General features: G+C 60.4%; 15 protein-coding genes. 14 read left to right on the top strand and 1 reads right to left on the bottom strand.

Translation table 11 applies throughout. The annotated features are described in order from the left end of the window. The first annotated feature begins 15 nt into the window (after window positions 1-15). From ACQZ5F_RS14820 to ACQZ5F_RS14760, 13 genes are all read left to right on the top strand, one after another. On the top strand, window positions 16-1,092 hold the full coding sequence (locus ACQZ5F_RS14820; RefSeq protein WP_046801393.1) for a DUF917 domain-containing protein: 1,077 nt from the start codon (window positions 16-18) through the stop codon (window positions 1,090-1,092). Then, window positions 1,089-2,627 carry a hydantoinase/oxoprolinase family protein gene (locus tag ACQZ5F_RS14815; RefSeq protein WP_225338591.1) on the top strand — a complete coding sequence of 513 codons (1,539 nt, stop codon included), beginning with the start codon at window positions 1,089-1,091 and terminating at the stop codon, window positions 2,625-2,627. The genes ACQZ5F_RS14820 and ACQZ5F_RS14815 overlap by 4 nt, the downstream gene beginning before the upstream one ends. Window positions 2,628-2,672: 45 nt before the next feature. Next, window positions 2,673-3,617: an isoaspartyl peptidase/L-asparaginase family protein gene (locus ACQZ5F_RS14810; protein ID WP_137086498.1), complete on the top strand. Its 945-nt coding sequence runs from the start codon at window positions 2,673-2,675 to the stop codon at window positions 3,615-3,617. Between the two features lie 117 nt (window positions 3,618-3,734). After that, entirely contained in the window at window positions 3,735-4,640 is a 906-nt protein-coding gene (locus ACQZ5F_RS14805) for a LysR family transcriptional regulator (protein WP_046801479.1), read from the top strand. Between the two features lie 180 nt (window positions 4,641-4,820). Next, window positions 4,821-5,765: an ABC transporter permease gene (locus tag ACQZ5F_RS14800; RefSeq protein WP_003511005.1), complete on the top strand. Its 945-nt coding sequence runs from the start codon at window positions 4,821-4,823 to the stop codon at window positions 5,763-5,765. After that, on the top strand, window positions 5,762-6,580 hold the full coding sequence (locus ACQZ5F_RS14795; RefSeq protein ID WP_046801390.1) for an ABC transporter permease: 819 nt from the start codon (window positions 5,762-5,764) through the stop codon (window positions 6,578-6,580). Before ACQZ5F_RS14800 ends, ACQZ5F_RS14795 begins: the two co-directional genes overlap by 4 nt. Continuing rightward, a complete protein-coding gene (locus tag ACQZ5F_RS14790; protein ID WP_225338590.1) occupies window positions 6,577-8,211 on the top strand; it encodes an ABC transporter ATP-binding protein in 1,635 nt (544 codons plus the stop codon). The genes ACQZ5F_RS14795 and ACQZ5F_RS14790 overlap by 4 nt, the downstream gene beginning before the upstream one ends. 13 nt (window positions 8,212-8,224) lie before the next feature. Further along, complete coding sequence (locus ACQZ5F_RS14785) at window positions 8,225-9,061, top strand: serine hydrolase (RefSeq protein ID WP_175414589.1); 837 nt, start codon at window positions 8,225-8,227, stop codon at window positions 9,059-9,061. A 36-nt stretch (window positions 9,062-9,097) separates the two neighbouring features. Beyond that, window positions 9,098-10,642, top strand: coding sequence for an ABC transporter substrate-binding protein (locus ACQZ5F_RS14780; protein WP_225338589.1), 1,545 nt, complete (start codon window positions 9,098-9,100; stop codon window positions 10,640-10,642). 127 nt (window positions 10,643-10,769) lie between these two features. Further along, a complete protein-coding gene (locus ACQZ5F_RS14775) occupies window positions 10,770-12,212 on the top strand; it encodes a M20 family metallopeptidase (protein WP_448730619.1) in 1,443 nt (480 codons plus the stop codon). Window positions 12,213-12,619: 407 nt separating this feature from the next. Further along, on the top strand, window positions 12,620-13,549 hold the full coding sequence (locus ACQZ5F_RS14770; RefSeq protein ID WP_052818978.1) for a sugar ABC transporter substrate-binding protein: 930 nt from the start codon (window positions 12,620-12,622) through the stop codon (window positions 13,547-13,549). Window positions 13,550-13,786: 237 nt separating this feature from the next. Beyond that, a complete protein-coding gene (locus ACQZ5F_RS14765) occupies window positions 13,787-15,328 on the top strand; it encodes a sugar ABC transporter ATP-binding protein (protein ID WP_052818979.1) in 1,542 nt (513 codons plus the stop codon). Between the two features lie 32 nt (window positions 15,329-15,360). Then, entirely contained in the window at window positions 15,361-16,392 is a 1,032-nt protein-coding gene (locus tag ACQZ5F_RS14760; protein ID WP_046801383.1) for an ABC transporter permease, read from the top strand. 100 nt (window positions 16,393-16,492) lie between these two features. On the opposite strand, the gene ACQZ5F_RS14755 is transcribed toward ACQZ5F_RS14760, so the two are convergent. Continuing rightward, window positions 16,493-17,248: a gamma-glutamyl-gamma-aminobutyrate hydrolase family protein gene (locus ACQZ5F_RS14755; RefSeq protein WP_046801382.1), complete on the bottom strand. Its 756-nt coding sequence runs from the start codon at window positions 17,246-17,248 to the stop codon at window positions 16,493-16,495. 292 nt (window positions 17,249-17,540) lie between these two features. Here ACQZ5F_RS14755 and ACQZ5F_RS14750 point away from each other — a divergent pair, with 292 nt between their 5' ends. After that, on the top strand, window positions 17,541-18,635 hold the full coding sequence (locus ACQZ5F_RS14750) for a TRAP transporter substrate-binding protein (RefSeq protein WP_046801381.1): 1,095 nt from the start codon (window positions 17,541-17,543) through the stop codon (window positions 18,633-18,635). The last annotated feature ends 146 nt before the right edge of the window (window positions 18,636-18,781 follow it).

Genomic DNA, 18,781 nt, shown 5'->3' with positions numbered 1-18,781 from the left:
GCCCGAGGATGACGCATGATCCAGGAATTTTCCGAAGACGATATCGAACCTCTGGCCACCGGCGCCTGGATTCTGGGAACGGGCGGCGGCGGCAACCCCTATATCTCGACGCTCAACCTGCGCCGTCTTTATGCCGAGGGCAGGCGGGTGAAGGTCATGGATCCCATGGCGCTTGCCGATGACGACATGGTTGCCGTTGTCTCCAAGATGGGGGCGCCGCTTGTCGGTCAGGAGCGGCTGGGGGACCCCGTCCATCTCGCCCGCGCTGTCGAGGTGATGGAGGATTATCTCGGCAAACCGTTCCGGGCGATCATGAGCGTGGAAATCGGCGGTTCGAATGCGCTTTCTTCCTTCCTAGCCGCTGCGATGCTCGACCGGCCGGTCGTTAATGCCGATGCCATGGGGCGCGCCTATCCCGAAGCGCAGATGACCTCCTTCGCCATCGGCAACCTGCCGATGTTCCCGTTGTCGCTGGTCGATGTGCGCGACAATGAGGTGATCGTCACGCGGGCGGCTTCGTGGAAATGGATGGAGCGCATCTCGCGCAAGGTCTGCACCGAAGTCGGCTCCACCGCCGCCACCTGCAAGGCGCCGCGCACCGGCAAGGAGGTGAAGGAATGGGGCATTCACTACACCGTCACCAAGGCGACCGAGCTCGGCCGCGCGGTGATGGCGGCGCGTCAACGCCATGATGACCCCGTTCAGGCGGTTCTTGACCATGAGGGCGGCAAGCAGCTGTTCCGTGGCAAGGTGGTGGACGTGGCGCGTGAAACCACCGGCGGCTTCCTGCGCGGCAGCACCACCATTGAAGGCATCGATGCGGATAAAGGCTCGCGACTGGAACTCGCCTTCCAGAACGAATGGGCGGTCGCCTTCCGTGATGGCCAGCCGGTTGCCATGACGCCGGACCTGCTCTGCCTTCTCGACACTATCTCGGGCAGCGCCATCGGCACGGAATCGGTGCGTTATGGCCAGCGCGTCACGGTTGTCGCCCTGCCGGCGCCGGAACTTTTGACGACACCTGCCGGTATCGCTGCCGTCGGCCCGCGTGCCTTCGGTTATGACATTGATTTCAGATCGGTATTCCCATGAAACGCATCGGTATTGACGTTGGCGGCACCAATACGGACGCCGTTCTCATCGATGGAGACACGATCGTCGCCTCCATCAAGGTTCCGACCACGCAGGATGTCCTGTCCGGCGTCAAGGCGGCGCTCGCCCATGTGGCGGGCCATGTCGGCGCGGCGGACCGGCCCATCGACGCGGTGATGATCGGCACAACACATTTCACCAACGCGGTGGTGGAGCGCGCCCGGCTGGAGCGGGTCGCCGCCATCCGCATCGCGCTGCCGACCGGTTCTTCGCTGCCGCCGATGTGCGACTGGCCTGGGGATTTACACGAGGCCGTCAATCCGCTGATCTTCATGGTTCATGGTGGCCACGAATATGACGGAAGCCCGCTGGTGCCGATGATCCCGGGTGAAATCCGCGAAGCGGCGATGAAAATTCGCGATGCGGGCATCACCTCCATCGCCATTTCGGCAACTTTCTCGGCGCTGACGACGGAGTGCGAGGTGCGGGCGGCGGAAATCGTCCGTTCGGTCATTCCCGATGCACGCATTACGCTCTCCCATACGCTTGGCCGTATCGGGCTTCTGGAGCGGGAAAACGTCGCCCTCCTGAACGCAGCGCTGCAAACGCTCGGCAAGACCACGGTTCAGGCATTTTCGGATGCGCTGCGCGAAGCGGGCGTGAAGGCGCCGTTTTATCTGACCCAGAATGACGGCACCGTGGCGCTTGCGGATGTGGCCGCCGCGAACCCCGTGCACAGCTTCGCTTCCGGCCCGACGAACTCGATGCGTGGTGCGGCCTTCCTCACCGGTCTTTCCGATGCCATGGTGGTGGATGTCGGCGGCACCACCTCCGATATCGGCTGCCTTGTCGGCGGCTTTCCGCGCGAGGCGAACAATATCGTTCATATTGGCGGGGTACGCACGCTCTTCCGTATGCCCGACCTTCTGCCTGTCGCCCTTGGCGGCGGCACGATCGTCGATCCGCAGACCGGCAAGATCGGCCCGCGCTCGGTCGGATATCGCATCCTGACGGAAGCCCGCGTGTTCGGCGGCGAGACGCTGACGACATCGGATATCGCCGTGGCCGCAGGCTTGATCGAGATGGGCGACAAGGATCGTGTGAAAGACCTCGATCCGGCATTCGTGCAGGCGACGCTTTCCCGTATCCGCGACATGGTGGCTGACAGTTTCGACCAGATGAAGACGTCTGCGGAAGATGTGCCGCTGGTTGCGGTCGGCGGCGGGGCGTTCCTGATACCGGAGCGGGTTTCGGGCGCATCCGAGGTGTTGCGTGTGGAAAATGCAGGCGTTGCCAATGCGCTGGGTGCAGCCATGGCGCAGGTTTCGGGCGAAGTGGATCAGGTCTTTTCCGGCTTGAGCCGCGACGAGGCCCTTGCGAAAGCAGAAACCGAAGCGCAGAACGCGGCGGTCGCTTCGGGCGCGGAGCGGGCGAGCCTCAAGACGCTTGAGGTGGAGGATATTCCGATCGCCTATCTGCCGGGCGGCGCGCGGCGGGTGCGGGTGCGGGTCATCGGCGATATCGCCTTTCATTGATGGTAAGAGGCCCTGCTTGTGGCGGGGCGACAGTGGAGTGAGGACATGACGAAGATCGCATTGGCCATTCACGGCGGTTGCGGCGTGATGCCGGAACACAGCATGACGCCTGCGGAATGGGAGGCGGCGCGCGACGATCTGGCGGCGGCCTTGCGGGCCGGTTATGGCGTGCTGAAGGCCGGTGGAACCGCGCTTGAAGCGGTTGAGGCGGCGGTCGTCGTCATGGAGGACAGCCCGCATTTCAATGCAGGCCATGGGGCGGCGCTGAACGAGAACGGGGTTCACGAACTCGACGCCTCGATCATGGATGGTGAAACGCTGGCGGCGGGCGCAATCAGCGCATCACGCGCCATCCGAAACCCGGTAAAGGCTGCCCGTGCGCTGATGGCGGATGAACGTGCTGTCTATCTCACCGGCGAAGCGGCTGACCAGTTTGCGAAAGAGCAGGGGCTTGCCACCGAACCTCAATCCTATTTCACCACGCAAAAACGTCTCGAGGCGCTGGCGGCCATGAAGGTCCATGCCGCCGCTGGAACGGAAGCGACGGAAAACGAAAAGCACGGAACCGTCGGCGCGGTGGCGCTCGATGCGGCCGGGCATCTTGCGGCGGCGACCTCCACCGGCGGCTATACCAACAAGCCGAACGGCCGGGTGGGCGATAGCCCGGTGATCGGGGCCGGCACCTATGCGCGCGACGGTGCCTGCGCGGTATCCGGCACCGGCAAGGGTGAGTTTTTCATCCGTTATGTCGTCGGCCACGAGATCGCGTCCCGTGTCGCCTATCTCGGGCAGGATCTGGAGACTGCGGCCGGCGATCTCGTCCATAAGGATCTGGCGCCTTACGATATTGGCGCCGGTCTCGTCGCGATAGACGCCGAAGGCGGCATTGCCGCACCCTACAATACGCCTGGCATGTTCCGCGGCTGGGTGACGCCCTCCGGAGAGGCGCGTGTTGCCACCCACGACAGGGTCTATGAGGTGGAACTGTAAGCGGCGGCCAGACGGGGCCGCATGACGGTGCTAAAAAAACCGGTGACATCAAGCGTCATCGGCGGCAAAACGTCTGAACCGAAACCGGCTCGTCCTTTCACCCATGGTGCTTGCCTCATGAATATCAAGCAGCTCGAAGTCCTGCGCACGCTTCTTTCCACCGGCTCCACCATCGCCACCGCAAAGGCCATGGGGCTCAGCCAGTCCGGTATCAGCCGGCTTCTGGCGCAGCTTGAGGCGGATCTGTCGCTGACGCTGTTTGCCCGCGACAAGGGACGGTTGATCCCAACGCCCGAGGCTGCACTTCTTGCCCGCGATGCGGAAAATGTGCTGCTTGCCGTTGATCGCATGTCCGGCCACGCCGAGGATTTGCGCAACGGCGCTGCCGGCCCGGAAATCGTCCGCATCGGCCTGCCGAGCAGCATGTGGGAGAATTTCGCGCCCGCCATGCTGATTGACTATGTCAGGGATTTTCCCGGCGTTCGCATCGAGACTTTTTTTGAAACGACGACCGCCATCAACAAGCTTGTCGGTGAGCGGGTGATCGATCTCGGTTTCCTGCGGATGGAAGGCGAGATTGGCCCGGGCATCGATGTCGAGCGTGTCGCCACCGGCAAAAGCGTCTGTGTGGTCCGGGAGGATCATCCCTTGGCCAAACTCGACGAAATTACCGTCAAGGACCTGCGCAATGTTCCGCTCATTTTGATTGGCCGGCAGCGGCCGAACCGCATGGCGCTCGATCAGGTCTTCAAGAAGGCCGGCGTCAAGCCGATGGTGAAGATCGAGACCCACACCAACAGTTCCGCCTGCGCCTATGTGGCGCATGGGCTGGGGGTGACGATCATCAGCAGCTTTTATGCCAACCTCTACCGGCATCTTCCCGTTGTCGCCCGGCCATTCGTTCCGCAGGCGACGCAGGAATTCGGTCTAGCCCGCGCCTCCGGTGCACCGTTGTCCATCGCGGCACAGGCGCTGAGCGATGCCTTGAAGCGGGAAATCCAGCTTTCGCAAAAAATCGACTGAAAACGGGATTTTGGGCGGGAAATCTCATTGTCCTCATCAGGATGAAACGCGCCGCCATTCTGCATAGATATATGACGTTTACGCATAATATTGCGCCTTATTTATCAATCCGTCATAGTCACCAGCAACGAAACCGATAGAGGCGGGATATCATTCCCCGCCATCAATCGTGGGGAACCGATGATAAGATTCATACTGAGCCGTCTTTTGATGGCGCTGCCGACGATCGCATTCGTGTCGATCACGGTTTTCGCGCTCATCCGCTTCATTCCGGGCGATCCGGCTGCCCTGATGCTGGGCGACATGGCGCAACCGGAACAGATCGAAGCCATGAGGACCGAACTCGGCCTCGACAAGTCCATGCCGCAACAATTCGTCATCTGGGCGGGTAATGTGGTGCAGGGCGATTTCGGCCGCTCCATCGTCAATGACGAGGCGGTGCTGCCGCTGGTCGTCTCGCGCTTCCTCGTCAGCGCCGAGATCGTCGTCGTCGCCGTGCTGCTCGCCAGCCTGATTGCGGTTCCTGCGGGCGTGATCGCCGCTTGGAAACAGAACAGTCTGACCGATCTTGCGCTGGTGGGAACGGCGACGCTGCTACTGTCCATTCCGACATTCTGGCTGGGTCTTCTGCTTCTTCTGTTTTTCGGCCTCAAGCTCGGCTGGTTGCCGGTGCTCGGATATGTGTCGATCAGCGACAATCTCGTCGGCGGCATGCTTTATCTCGTCCTGCCCGTTATGACGCTGGTGATCCATGAAATGGGTGTGCTGATCCGCATGGCGCGCGCCTCGACGCTGGAAGTTCTGCGGCTGGATTACATTACCCATGCCCGCGCCAAGGGCCTTTCGGAAAGCGCGGTTCTCTGGCGGCATGCTTTCAAGAACGCCTTTGGTCCCACCTGGACAATGATCGGCCTTATCCTCGGCAATCTTCTCGGCGGTATCGCCGTCATCGAGACGGTCTTCACCATTCCCGGTCTCGGGCGGCTGATGGTCGACAGTATTTTTGCCCGTGACTATCCCGTCATTCAAGGCTGCCTGCTGTTCGTCTCGCTGTCCTATGTGCTGGTCAACCTCTTCGTCGACCTGCTTTATCCCCTCTTCGATCCGCGTGTGGTTGCCGAATGAAAAAGTTCACACTCAACGGGCTTATCGGCGGCTTTCTCATCGCCCTCCTGCTCATCACCGCCGTGACCGGCCTGTTCTGGACACCCTATGATCCGATGAAGCTCGGTTTCGCCTCGCGTCTCGCCGCGCCCGGCCCAAGCCATCTTCTCGGCACCGACGAATTCGGGCGCGATGTTTTGAGCCGCCTGATGGTCGGCGCGCGTGCCAGCGTCTGGATCGGTTTTCTGACGGTCAGCTTCGCGACAATCTTCGGCACGCTGATCGGCCTTGTCAGCGGTTATGCGCGCGGCTGGGTGGATGGCGTCATCATGGCCATCAACAATGCGCTCTTGGCCTTTCCGGGCATTCTTCTGGCGCTCGGCCTGCTCGCGGTTTTCGGCGCCAACCAGTATGGCATCATCTTTGCGCTCGGCATCGCCTATACGCCGTCCATGGCCCGCGTGGTGCGCGGTGCCGTGCTTTCTCTGCGTGAGCGGGAATTCATCGAGGCGTCGCTGGTAATGGGCAATGGTGAGATCTACACCATGTTCCGCCACATCCTGCCCAATTGCATCGCGCCGATCACGGTTCTTGCCACCTCCATGTTCGGCTGGGCCATCCTTTCGGAAAGTGCGCTGTCCTTCCTCGGCCTCGGCGTGCCGCCGCCGGCGCCCACCTGGGGCAACATGCTGGCCGCCGGCCGGCCCTTCATCCAGCAGGCCGTGTGGCTCGGGCTTTTCCCCGGTCTCTGCATCGCGCTGACGCTGCTTGGCATCAATCTTCTGGGCGATGCCCTGCGCGACAGGCTTGACCCGCGCATGAGAGGTCTCAAATGACGGACACTACACTTCTCACCGTTCGCGGCCTTTCGCTCGAAGTCGCCAGAACCGGCCACCGGGTGGTCAAGGATGTTTCCTTCGATATTGCCGCGGGCGAAATCTTCGGCATCGTCGGCGAAAGCGGCTCGGGCAAGACGCTCGCAACCCGCGCGCTCATTTCGCTTCTGCCACCGGCCATCGCCGTCACCGGCGGATCGATCATCTACAAGGGGCAGGATGTCATGTCCCTGCCGGTGAAGGATCTTCGGCGTCTGCGCGGCGCGGAGATCGGTGTCGTGTTTCAGGAGCCGATGACCTCCCTCAACCCGTCGATGACGATTGGCCGGCAGCTGGAAGAGGGCTTGATCCTTCACACGAAATTATCCCCGGAAGAACGCCGCGAGAAAATTCTCGATATGCTGCGGCGCGTGGGCATCCGCGATCCCGAAGGCGCGCTGACGGCCTATCCGCACGAGTTTTCCGGCGGCATGCGCCAGCGAATCATGCTGGCCTCGGTCATGCTGCTGAAACCGGCCCTGCTGATCGCCGATGAGCCGACGACGGCGCTCGACGCGGTCATCCAGCGTGATGTCATGGAGCTGATGGTGGAGCTGACGCGAGCGGAAGGCACGGCCGTGCTGCTCATCAGCCATGATCTGCCGATGGTGGCGCGTTATACCAGCCGCATCGTGGTGATGGAAAAAGGTGCGATCGTCGAGCAGGGCCGCACCGAAGACCTGCTGGACGCGCCGCAGCATCCCTATACCAAAAAGCTGCTTTCCTCCCTGCCGTTCCGCGGCGAGCCGCGCGCCATCGACACGTCCAAGGCGCCGATGGTTTCGGCCCGCGATATCGTCGTCGATTATGCCGGACGCAAATCCCTGCTGAAGAAAGCCAAGCCCAAGCGGGCGCTGCACGGCGTCAGTATCGATATTCATGAGGGTGAGGTCGTGGCGCTGGTCGGCGGTTCCGGTTCCGGCAAGACCACGCTTGGCCGCACCATTGCCGGGCTCGTGCAGGAAAGCGAAGGGCATATCCGCTTTCAGGGGCGGGAGCGCAACGAGGACTGGAAGGACTATCGCCTGAATTGCCAGATGGTGTTTCAGGATCCCTATTCCTCGCTCGATCCGCGCATGACCATTCTGGCACTTGTGGAAGAGGCGCTGCGCCTCGTGCCTGACCTCGATCAGGCCGCCAAGCGCAAGCGGGCGCTCGAAACGCTGGAAGAGGTGGGGTTGGACGCGGATTACGCGACCCGTTACCCGCACGAACTTTCCGGCGGCCAGCGCCAGCGCGTGGCCATTGCCCGCGCCATTGCCCGTCGTCCGCGCTTCCTGATCGCCGACGAGCCGGTGTCCGCGCTCGACGTGACGGTGCGGGCACAGGTGCTCGATCTCTTTTCCGATCTGCAGAAACGTTACGGTTTCTCCTGCCTGTTCATCAGCCACGATCTCGGTGTGGTTGAGCAGGTGGCCGACCGTGTCGTCGTCATGCAGGACGGCCGCATCATCGAAGAGGGTGACCGCGACACGATTTTCGACAGTCCGAGAGAGGCCTATACGCGCCGGCTCCTCTCGGCCATTCCCGCCCTCGACCAGAATGAAAAGGGCGGCGTGACACTCAAATGGCGTCTGGAAGATGAAGTTTAACAGGAAGATGACAATGACCGTGGCTGCCCAACTGAATGCGATCTGTGATGCACAGCCTTTCGTGACGCGCTTCATGGTGCGCAATCTCCTGACCGGCGAAGAGATCGGGCGGGGAGAAAACGAGGAGACGCCATCGGGCAGCACCCGCAAGACGTCGATCATGATGGCCGTGCTCAAGGCCGCAAGCGAAGGGCGGATCGATCTCGACCAGCCCGTTACCTATGAAAAGCGGCTGGCGGAAGAGGTCGCGAGCGGCATGTTCCGTTATATGACGCCGGGCATCGTCATTTCGCTACGCGATGCCGTCGCCGGCATGATGGTGCTGAGCGACAATGTCTGCACCAAGATGGTGCTGGAACGGCTGACGCTGGAAGAGGTGGACGGCTATTGCAAATCGCTCGGCATGGCCAATACCCATCATCGTTTCCTCATTCCGCCGCTGGCGCTGGCGGCTGACCATCCGTTGAAAACCGTCACCACCACCTCGGCGGCGGATCAGGTGCTTCTGCTGCAAACCATTCTCGATGCCCAGTCCTCACCGGAGGCGCAGGCAAAGCTCGGTTGCAGCCCGCAATTGTGCGAATGGGCCATGCAGACGCTGAAAAACCAGATTTTGCGGTATGGAATTCGCTCCCGCCTGCCTTTCGAGGCCGTGGTGGCCAGCAAGAGCGGCCGCGGCAAGCGCGGTCGCATGGATGCCGGCATCGTCTACAGAAATGGCGCGCCGTCCTTCATCATCACCACCTATACGGATGAGGTGCCGCAGGTGATGCCTGATGGCACTCCGGGATACACCATCGCGCTCGAAACGATCGGCCGGCTGGCACAAGGCTGCTGGGACGGGTTTTAATCAATCACAATCAACGACAACAAAGAGGGTAGAACAGTGAAAAAACTTCTTCTCGCAGGCGTTGCCCTGCTCGTGACCGCCAATATCGCGGCTGCACGCGATATCACCATCGCGCAAAGTTCGGATCTGCGCAGCAACAATCCGGGGGTGAACCGCGACGGCAATACGGACGGGGTGATCCTGCACATCGTTGAAGGCCTTGTCGGTTATAACAATGCCGGCGAGGTGAAGCCGCTGCTCGCCGAGAGTGTCGAGGTTGCGCCTGACGGCCTGACCTATACCTTCAAGCTGCGCAAGGACGTGAAATTCCACAATGGCAAGCCGCTCACCGCAGAGGATGTCGTCTGGAACTGGACACGTTACCTGAAGCCGGAAACGAAATGGGCGTGCCTCAACGATTTCGCCGATGGCGGGGCAGCACACGTCACCGGTGTCAAGGCCAGCGATGCATCGACGGTCGAGATCACCCTTGAAAAACCCTCCGCCGTTTTCCTCGGCCTCATGTCGCGGCCGGAATGCGGTTATACCGGCATGATCTCGCCGGAATCGGTTGCTGCCGATGGCAACTTCGTCAAGCCGATCGGCACTGGGCCGTTCCAGTGGGACGAGTGGAAGAAGGGCGAATATATCCGCCTCGCCAAATTTGCCGATTATGTTTCGCCGGCAAATGACGGCAAGCCGGATGGCATGGTCGGTTCCAAGCGGCCGCTGGCCGACGGCATCAAGTTCATGGTCATTCCCGATGCCTCGACCGTGAAAGCCGGGCTTGAATCCGGCGTCCTCGATACGGCCGAGATTTCTCCCGATCTCATTCCTGAGTTCAAGACCAACGACAAGATGCAGCTCATCGTTGCCCGCAACAACGGCAAGAACCTCTTCTACATCCAGACCCGCGACAAGGTTCTGAGCAATCCCGGCGTACGCCGCGCCATGGCGATGGCGCTCGATCTCGATGAACTGGTCGCCGCCGCATCCAACGGCACGGGTGAGGCGAACGGTTCGATGGTCTCGCAGGACTCGGTTTATTATGACGAGGCCCAGAAAAAGCGCCCGGCCTATGATGTCGAGGCCGCGAAGAAGGAACTGGAGGCCGCCGGTTACAAGGGCGAGCCGATCTCCATCATCGCCAACAAGCGCGGCAACGTACCGAGCTTCCCGGCTGCCGTCATGGCGCAGGCCATGATGCAGCAGGCGGGTCTCAATGTGCAGATCGAGGTGCTGGACTATGCCACGCAGGTGGATCGCCGTCGCTCCGGCAATTATCAGGTGATCTCGCAGTCGGTCGCCCCGCGTCTCGACCCGGCGCTGATGTATGCCTTCTATGTCGGCAACAAGGACAAGAACGCCTCGCTGATGTGGGACGATCCGAAAGCGATCGAGCTGATGAAGGCGGCCTATGTTGAGGCCGACCAGACGAAGCGCCAGAAGATTTTCGACGAGTTCCATGAACTGATGCTGAAGGAAATGCCGGGCATCTTCCTTTACGACATGGTCGATGTCTGGGGCGCGACGAAGAAGTTGAAGGGCCAGCCGGTCTGGCAGTCGAACGCCCGCCTCTGGGAAGTCTCGGTCGACAACTGATCCACTATCGCCCGCGCCGGAGGCGGACCCCGGCGCGGGCTTTCCATCATAGAGCGTAAGGATTTGGCGGTGCCTCCGCCGAAGTGCTTGCGCGTGCCCGCAAAGGGCGGAAATGCGAGGACAAGCCATGAACCGTGATGCCGTGATGTCGATTGCCGCCGAAGTCGAGGCAATGAAGCCCGATTTCACCACCTTGAGCGACAGAATCTGGGATTTTGCCGAGCTGAAATTCGAAGAACGGCAATCCGCCGGCGTTCTGGCAAAAGCACTTGAGGAAAACGGTTTTGCGGTTCGTCGCGGCTTGGCAGGCATGGACACGGCCTTCATCGGCGAATTCGGCAGCGGCAAGCCGGTCATCGCTTTCCTCGGTGAATTCGATGCGCTGGCCGGCATGAGCCAGCTGGCCGATGTGGCGCAGGTGCAGCCGCGCGAGGCGGGCGCCACAGGCCATGGCTGCGGTCACAACCTGCTCGGCGTCGGCTCGCTGATGGCCGCCATTGCGCTGGCCCGGCATCTGAAAGCGAACAATCTGCCCGGCACGGTGCGTTACTACGGTTGCCCCGGCGAGGAGGGCGGTTCCGGCAAGACCTTCATGGTGCGCGCCGGCCTGTTCGACGATGTCGATGCGGCTCTGACCTGGCATCCGGCACCCTTCAACGGCGTGCGTTCCACCAACAATCTGGCCGTACTAGAATATTTTTATCGTTTCAAGGGTGTTGCGGCCCATGCCTCCAACGCCGCCCATCTCGGCCGCTCGGCGCTCGATGCCGTCGAACTCATGAATGTCGGCGTCAATTTCCTGCGTGAACACATGCCGCAGGATTGCCGGGTGCATTATGCGATCACCGACACCGGCGGCAAGGCGGCGAATGTGGTGCAGGCGAAGGCGGAAGTCCTCTATCTGATCCGCGCGCCGGAAATGCGCCAGGCACTCGACCTCGCAGCAAGGGTGGACAAAGTCGCGCGCGGCGCGGCGATGATGACCGAAACCGAGGTGGAGATCGTCTTCGATACCGCCTCCACCAACCTTCTGCCCAACATAACGCTGGAAACGGCGATGCATGAAAACATGGTGACGCTTGGCCCCATCGCCTTTGATGACGCGGATATCGACTTCGCCAAACGCATACAGGATACGTTTACCGAAGAAGCGATCAAAAGCAGCATCCGGCTCTACCAGATAAAGGGTGACGTCTTTTCCAACCGGAAGGTCGACGGATCGACGCCCCTGCATCTCGGCCTGCGTGATTTCGAGGGCGAGTCGCATTTTCGGGCGGGTTCCACCGACGTCGGCGACGTCAGCTGGATCACGCCGACGGCGCAGTGCTGGACGCCGGCCTGGGCGATCGGGACCAATCCGCATACCTGGCAGGTGGTGGCACAGGGCAAAAGCCCCGCCGCCCACAAGGCCATGGCGCATGCCGCCAAGACGCTGGCATCGACCGGTCTTTCGTTGATGACCTCGCCTGAACTGCTTGCCAGCGCTAAAAGGGAATGGCGGGAAAAGACGGAAGGCGGCGACTATGTCTGCCCCATTCCTGCGGATGTGATGCCCGGCTCGCACGGGTAGGCCGCGCTTGCGGCGACGTCCGTCTCGGCGGCGAAGCGCCCGATATTGACGGCAGACCTTGCACCTCGCTCGACATCCTCCTCTGGCTCGTTCCGAGCATCCATAATTTCAACGGCTTATGGATCCCCGCCTCAAGGGCGGGGATGACACGGGAAGATTTGGCACGCCTTTCGGCCTCCGGTCTCAGTACCCGGTTCTCCTTAAAACTCCCGTCATCACCGCCTTGTGTGCCGGTTCGCTGTCAGACCGCGAAGAAAACATTGACGTTCGAACCAAAAATGGAATAAATATATCGAACGGCAGAAAATCGGTTTCATTATTCCGTTTTCTGGATGAGGTAGCGGCGGGCTTTCGGGTCCGCTTCCGGCTGGGAGAGGTGGCGCCGGACACCATGGAGGAGAAAAACAATGAAGAAGCTTATCATCAGTGCGGCCATGTCTGTGCTTCTGGGCACGGCGGCTCATGCGGAGACCGTCGGTGTTTCGATGGCCCTGTTCGACGACAACTTCCTGACCGTGCTGCGCAACGGCATGCAGGATTACTCCAAGGAACTGAAGGGCGTTACCCTGCAGGTTGAAGACGCTCAGAACGACGTTGCCAAGCAGCAGAGCCAGATCCAGAATTTCATCGCTTCCAAGGTCGATGCGATCATCGTCAACCCGGTTGATACGGATGCGACGGCGGCCATGTCGAAGCTTGCCGCTGAAGCCAAGATTCCGCTGGTCTACGTCAACCGTCAGCCGGTAAACGTCGATACCCTGCCGGATGGACAGGCATTCGTCGCCTCTGACGAGACCGTGGCCGGCACGCTTGAAGCAAAAGAAGTCTGCCGCCTTCTCGGTGGCAAGGGCAAGGCCGTCATCATGATGGGCGAGCTTTCGAACCAGGCGGCACGCATGCGCACACAGTCTGCAAAGGATGTTTTGCAGACCGACGAATGCAAGGGCATTTCGGTTGTTGAAGAGCAGACCGCCAACTGGCAGCGCACGCAGGGTTCCGACCTTGTCACCAACTGGCTCTCCAGCGGTATCGAATTCAACGCCGTTATCGCCAACAATGATGAAATGGCGATCGGCGCGGTTCAGGCGCTGAAAGCCGCCGGCAAGGACATGAAGGACTATGTCGTCGCCGGTGTTGACGCCACCCAGGACGCTCTTGCTGCCATGCAGGCGGGCGATCTCGACGTGACTGTTTTCCAGGATGCTGCCGGCCAGGGCAAGGGCGCTCTCGACGCGGCGCTGAAGCTCGTCAAGGGCGACAAGGTCGACAAGAAGGTCTACATTCCCTTCCAGCTCGTCACGCCTGAGAACGTCAAGGATTACGTGGCCAAGAACTGACGATCCCGTTTCGGCATCTGTGCTCGATTGAAATAACATCGGGAGCAGGTGCCGGACCCGGACGCCAACGGAAGGCCCAGCCTGCGGGCTGATGTGGAAAATATAATTTCAGTGAATTCAAAGTGTTACAGCGCCCATGCCTGTCTTTGTTGACACGGCGCTGTAAGCCTCCCCGGAGGAAGGCCGCGATTTCGCAGGCCCATTTTCCGGTCATTTTTGTCTATTGTGGAGGGTGAGATGGTCGTCAGTCCATCGACAATGGCCGCGGTGCGCGCCAGCGGCGCCGTGCCGAATGCAGAATTTCTTCTGGCAGCGGACGGTATACGCAAGGAATTTCCCGGTGTCGTGGCGCTTGATGATGTGTCGTTCCATCTCAAGCGCGGCACCGTGCATGCGCTGATGGGCGAGAACGGCGCCGGCAAATCGACGCTGATGAAGATTCTCGCTGGTATCTACCAGCCGGACATTGGTGAAATCCGCCTGAAAGGTGCTCCGATACGCCTCGATTCCCCACTCGATGCGCTCGAAAACGGTATTGCCATGATCCATCAGGAACTCAACCTGATGGCCTATATGACGGTGGCCGAAAACATCTGGATCCGCCGCGAGCCGAAAAACCGGTTTGGTTTCATCGACCATGGTGAAATGTATCGCCGCACGGAGACGCTGCTTGAAAGGCTCGGCATCGACCTAGACCCGGAAACACGCGTCGGCGAACTGTCGGTCGCGAGCCGTCAGATGGTCGAGATCGCCAAGGCAGTTTCTTACGATTCCGACGTTCTGATCATGGACGAGCCGACATCGGCGCTGACCGAGCGCGAGGTCGAGCATCTTTTCCGAATTATCCGCGACCTCAGGGAACGTGGTATCGGCATCGTCTACATCACCCACAAGATGAACGAGCTGTTCGAGATCGCCGACGAATTCTCCGTTTTCCGCGACGGCAAATATATCGGCACACACGCGTCCACCGATGTGACGCGTGACGACATCATCCGCATGATGGTGGGCCGCGAAATCACGCAGATGTTTCCGAAGGAAGAGGTTCCGATCGGCGATGTGGTGCTGTCGGTCAAGAACCTGACGCTTGATGGCGTGTTCCATGATGTGTCGTTCGATGTCCGCGCCGGCGAAATTCTGGGTGTTGCTGGTCTTGTCGGCTCGGGACGCTCCAATGTTGCCGAGACGGTGTTCGGCGTCACGCCTGCCTCCTCTGGTACCGTTGCAATCGACGGTAAACAGGTTGCGATCGACAGCCCGACAGAGGCCATCCGCCACCGCATGGCGTTCCTGACCGAGGACCGCAAGGATACGGGATGTCTGCTGATCCTCAACATTCTGGAGAACATGCAGATCGCCGTCCTGCAGGACAAATATGTCGCCAACGGCTTCGTGCAGGAAAGCGCCCTTTCGGATGCCTGCGAAGAGATGTGCCGCAAGCTGCGGGTCAAGACGCCGCATCTATACGAGCGTATCGAAAACCTGTCCGGCGGTAACCAGCAGAAGGTGCTGATCGGCCGCTGGATGCTGACCAAGCCGCGCATCCTCATTCTGGATGAGCCGACGCGCGGCATCGATGTCGGGGCCAAGGCGGAGATTCACAAGCTGGTTTGCGAGATGGCGCGCCAAGGCGTCGCCGTCATCATGATTTCCTCCGAAATGCCGGAGGTTCTGGGTATGAGCGACCGTGTCATGGTCATGCATGAGGGTCGAGTGACGGGTTTCCTTGACAGAAGTGAAGCCACGCAGGTGAAGGTGATGGATCTCGCATCGCGGTGAGGCGCGCCGGGATTTCTCGAGGAGGAACGATTATGAATACGAACGCCACCGCCAACGCAGAGTTGGATGCAAAATCCGGACGCAAGCCGCACAGGCGCATACCGCCGGAAGCCAATATCTTTTTCGTGCTGATCGGCATCGCGCTGGTCTATGAAATACTCGGCTGGATTTTCATCGGCCAGAGCTTCCTGATGAACCAGCAGCGGCTGACGATCATGATCCTGCAGGTGTCAGTGATCGGCATCATCGCCGTTGGCGTGACGCAGGTCATCATTACCGGCGGCATCGACCTGTCCTCCGGTTCGGTTGTCGGCCTGACGGCGATGCTGTCTGCCAGCGTGGCGCAATCTTCCACGTGGCCGCGGGCGCTTTATCCTGGCCTCACCGACCTGCCATTCTTCATACCGCTCGCTGTCGGCATATTGGCCGGGGCTTTGGCCGGGTTCATCAACGGGCAGCTGATTGCGCGCACGAAAATACCGCCCTTCATCGCAACACTCGGCATGATGGTGACGGCGCGTGGTCTTTCCAAGTGGTACACGAAGGGCCAGCCGATTTCCGGCCTGACCGATGGCTTCAACTTCATCGGCACGGGCATCTGGCCGGTCGTCGTTTTCCTCGTCGTTGCCACCATCTTCCACATCGCGCTGCGTTACACGCGTTATGGCAAGTTCACCTATGCGATCGGCGCTAACCAGCAGGCGGCACGTGTTTCCGGTATCAATATCGAGGCGCATCTGATCAAGGTCTATGCCATCGCCGGCATGCTTGCTGGTCTTGCCGGTGTCGTCACCGCCGCCCGTGCACAGACGGCGCAGGCCGGCATGGGCGTGATGTACGAACTCGACGCCATCGCCGCAGCCGTTATCGGCGGCACGTCGCTTGCCGGCGGCGCAGGCCGCATCACCGGAACGGTCATCGGCACCATCATTCTTGGCGTCATGACATCAGGCTTCACGTTCCTCAGGGTCGATGCCTATTACCAGGAGATCGTCAAAGGCCTGATCATCGTGGCTGCCGTCGTCGCCGACGTTTACCGACAGAAGAAACGCGCAAAGCGCTAAGCACTCCTCCTCCCGGACTTGGGGCAAGCTTTCAGGCTTGCCCCTTTTTTATGCGCTGGCCTCGGATACGCGGTTTGCGTTGGAGGGCAGGGGGCGATTTTTAGGTCTTGCTGTTTCGGTATTCGTGAACAGCCTTGCCGAAGGCCTCGAACAAGGCGCGCGATGGCGCATCCGTCTCGGCCCAATATTCCGGATGCCATTGCACGCCGACCGCAAAGCCCTTGGCGTCGATGACGGAAACGGCTTCGATGGTACCGTCGGCCGCCGTAGCTTCGACCTGCAGGCGCGGCGCTGTCTCGGCAATTGCCTGCCGGTGCAGCGAATTGATCTGGATTTCGCCCGACATGCCGAGGTGCTGCGCAATGCAGGAGCCTTCACGCACCTGCACCGGCTGGCGAATGGCAAAGGCCACGTCACGGTCGTCATGTTCGGGTTTGCGGTGATCCCAGACGCCGGGCTGCTCCTGAATTTCCGAAGCAAGCGTGCCGCCGAGCGCAACGTTTAATTCCTGAATGCCGCGACAGATGGCCAGCATCGGAATGCCGCGTTCGATGGCGCGGCGAATGAGCGGCAGGCTGGTCGCGTCGCGGGCGGGATCGAAGGGGCCGTCGCTTTCCCGTGCCTCTTTGCCGTAAAGGGCAGGGTGAACATTGGTTGCCGAGCCGGAGACGAGCAGGCCGTCTACCCGGTCCAGAATGGCGTCGACCTCGTTACCGTCCTCGAAAGCCGGAACGATGAAGGACATGACGCCGGCAACCTTCAACGCTGCGGAAAGATACTGGTTCTGCGCGGCGTGCCAGTCGGCTCCGGCGAAATGCCTTATGTCGGCGGGAACGGCAATGATGGGTTTTGGCATGGTGGCTCCGGGACGAATCTCCGAAATTTGTGCGACTGCAGGTGAGCCAAGTCAAGCAGGTGTTTTGCGTTTTGCCGGTAATGGATGCGCCTAAAGTATAAGGCGTCGCGAGGATATTTCAGTTGCAAATAAAATACGAAGGAGACTTTCCGAAAAGGCCGGTTTTCCGCGATTAATTCTCGTCGCGGGCGCTTGTCAGCCAGGCGGTAACCGTGCTTACTTTGCTGTGATGCCTGAACAGCAAGAGGGGAATTCAAAGCTGCGGGCAGCGTTCATATCTGGGAGGATATAGATGGATCGCCGTTCCTTTATGAAAAAAGGTGCGCTTGCGGGAGCCGCGACGGCTCTGGCCGCGCCTGCCATTGCACAGCAGAATACCAAGATCACCTGGCGTCTGACGTCGTCGTTTCCGAAATCGCTCGACACCATCTATGGCGGTGCCGAGGATATTGCCAAGCACGTTGCCGCCGCAACCGATGGCAATTTCACCATCCAGCCCTTTGCCGCCGGCGAAATCGTGCCCGGCCTGCAGGCGGCCGATGCCGTGTCATCAGGCACGGTGGAAATGTGCCACACCTGTTCCTATTATTACGTCGGCAAGGATCCGACCTTTGCCATCGGCACGGCGATACCCTTCGGTCTCAACGCCCGCCTGACCAATTCCTGGTTCTATGAAGGCAACGGCAACAAGCTGCTCAACGAATTTTACGCCAAGCACAATCTCTACGGCATGATCTCCGGTAATACCGGCGCGCAGATGGGTGGCTGGTTCCGCAAGGAAATCAACACCGTCGAAGATTTCAAGGGCGTGAAGATGCGCATTGCCGGCCTCGCCGGCAAGGTGGTGGAAAAGCTTGGCGTCGTGCCGCAGCAGATCGCCGGCGGCGACATCTATCCGGCACTGGAAAAAGGCACCATCGACGCTGCCGAATGGGTTGGTCCCTATGACGACCACAAGCTCGGCTTCTACAAGGTTGCGAAATATTATTATTACCCGGCCTTCTGGGAAGGCGGCCCGGTCATCCATTCCTTCGTCAATCTGGACAAATGGAACAGCCTGCCGAAGAACTACCAGACGGTGTTGCAGGATGCCTGCGCCTTCGCCAACACCAGCATGATGGCGAAATATGACGCTAAAAACCCGACGGCGGTGCGGCAACTGGTGGCTGAAGGAGCTGTTCTGCGGCCGTTCAGCCAGGAAATCCTCGAAGCTTGCTACAAGGCTGCGCTGGAAGTCTATGCCAATATCTCGGCATCCAACCCCGACTTCAAAAAGATTTACGAGGACCAGGTGGCCTTCAAGCGAGAGGGCTATCTGTGGATGCAGCTTGCGGAATATACGTTTGATACATTCATGATGATTCAGCAGCGCAACGGAAAGCTCTGATCTTTCGGTAGAGGCGGACCGGCAGAAAGCCCCGGGGACTTCGGTCTCCGGGGCTTTTTGTTTTTCAGCAGGAATTGCGGCCTCGTTGGCCTGTCACCAGGCATTGTTCAATTTGCGGCATCCGCGTGCCTGATGCCTGGACGCGC

The sequence above is a fragment of the Agrobacterium sp. 22-210-1 genome (genome assembly GCF_053522525.1).
This window is presented reverse-complemented; position numbering and strand designations above follow the sequence as displayed.

Excerpts from the sequence above, each read along its gene's own strand:
- ACQZ5F_RS14790 (WP_225338590.1), top strand. The coding sequence starts at position 6,577 with ATGACGGACACTACACTTCTCACCGTTCGCGGCCTTTCGCTCGAAGTC.
- ACQZ5F_RS14755 (WP_046801382.1), bottom strand. The coding sequence starts at position 17,248 with ATGCCAAAACCCATCATTGCCGTTCCCGCCGACATAAGGCATTTCGCC.
- ACQZ5F_RS14810 (WP_137086498.1), top strand. The coding sequence starts at position 2,673 with ATGACGAAGATCGCATTGGCCATTCACGGCGGTTGCGGCGTGATGCCG.
- ACQZ5F_RS14795 (WP_046801390.1), top strand. The coding sequence starts at position 5,762 with ATGAAAAAGTTCACACTCAACGGGCTTATCGGCGGCTTTCTCATCGCC.
- ACQZ5F_RS14760 (WP_046801383.1), top strand. The coding sequence starts at position 15,361 with ATGAATACGAACGCCACCGCCAACGCAGAGTTGGATGCAAAATCCGGA.
- ACQZ5F_RS14815 (WP_225338591.1), top strand. The coding sequence starts at position 1,089 with ATGAAACGCATCGGTATTGACGTTGGCGGCACCAATACGGACGCCGTT.
- ACQZ5F_RS14775 (WP_448730619.1), top strand. The coding sequence starts at position 10,770 with ATGAACCGTGATGCCGTGATGTCGATTGCCGCCGAAGTCGAGGCAATG.
- ACQZ5F_RS14785 (WP_175414589.1), top strand. The coding sequence starts at position 8,225 with ATGACCGTGGCTGCCCAACTGAATGCGATCTGTGATGCACAGCCTTTC.
- ACQZ5F_RS14750 (WP_046801381.1), top strand. The coding sequence starts at position 17,541 with ATGGATCGCCGTTCCTTTATGAAAAAAGGTGCGCTTGCGGGAGCCGCG.
- ACQZ5F_RS14770 (WP_052818978.1), top strand. The coding sequence starts at position 12,620 with ATGAAGAAGCTTATCATCAGTGCGGCCATGTCTGTGCTTCTGGGCACG.
- ACQZ5F_RS14820 (WP_046801393.1), top strand. The coding sequence starts at position 16 with ATGATCCAGGAATTTTCCGAAGACGATATCGAACCTCTGGCCACCGGC.
- ACQZ5F_RS14765 (WP_052818979.1), top strand. The coding sequence starts at position 13,787 with ATGGTCGTCAGTCCATCGACAATGGCCGCGGTGCGCGCCAGCGGCGCC.
- ACQZ5F_RS14800 (WP_003511005.1), top strand. The coding sequence starts at position 4,821 with ATGATAAGATTCATACTGAGCCGTCTTTTGATGGCGCTGCCGACGATC.
- ACQZ5F_RS14805 (WP_046801479.1), top strand. The coding sequence starts at position 3,735 with ATGAATATCAAGCAGCTCGAAGTCCTGCGCACGCTTCTTTCCACCGGC.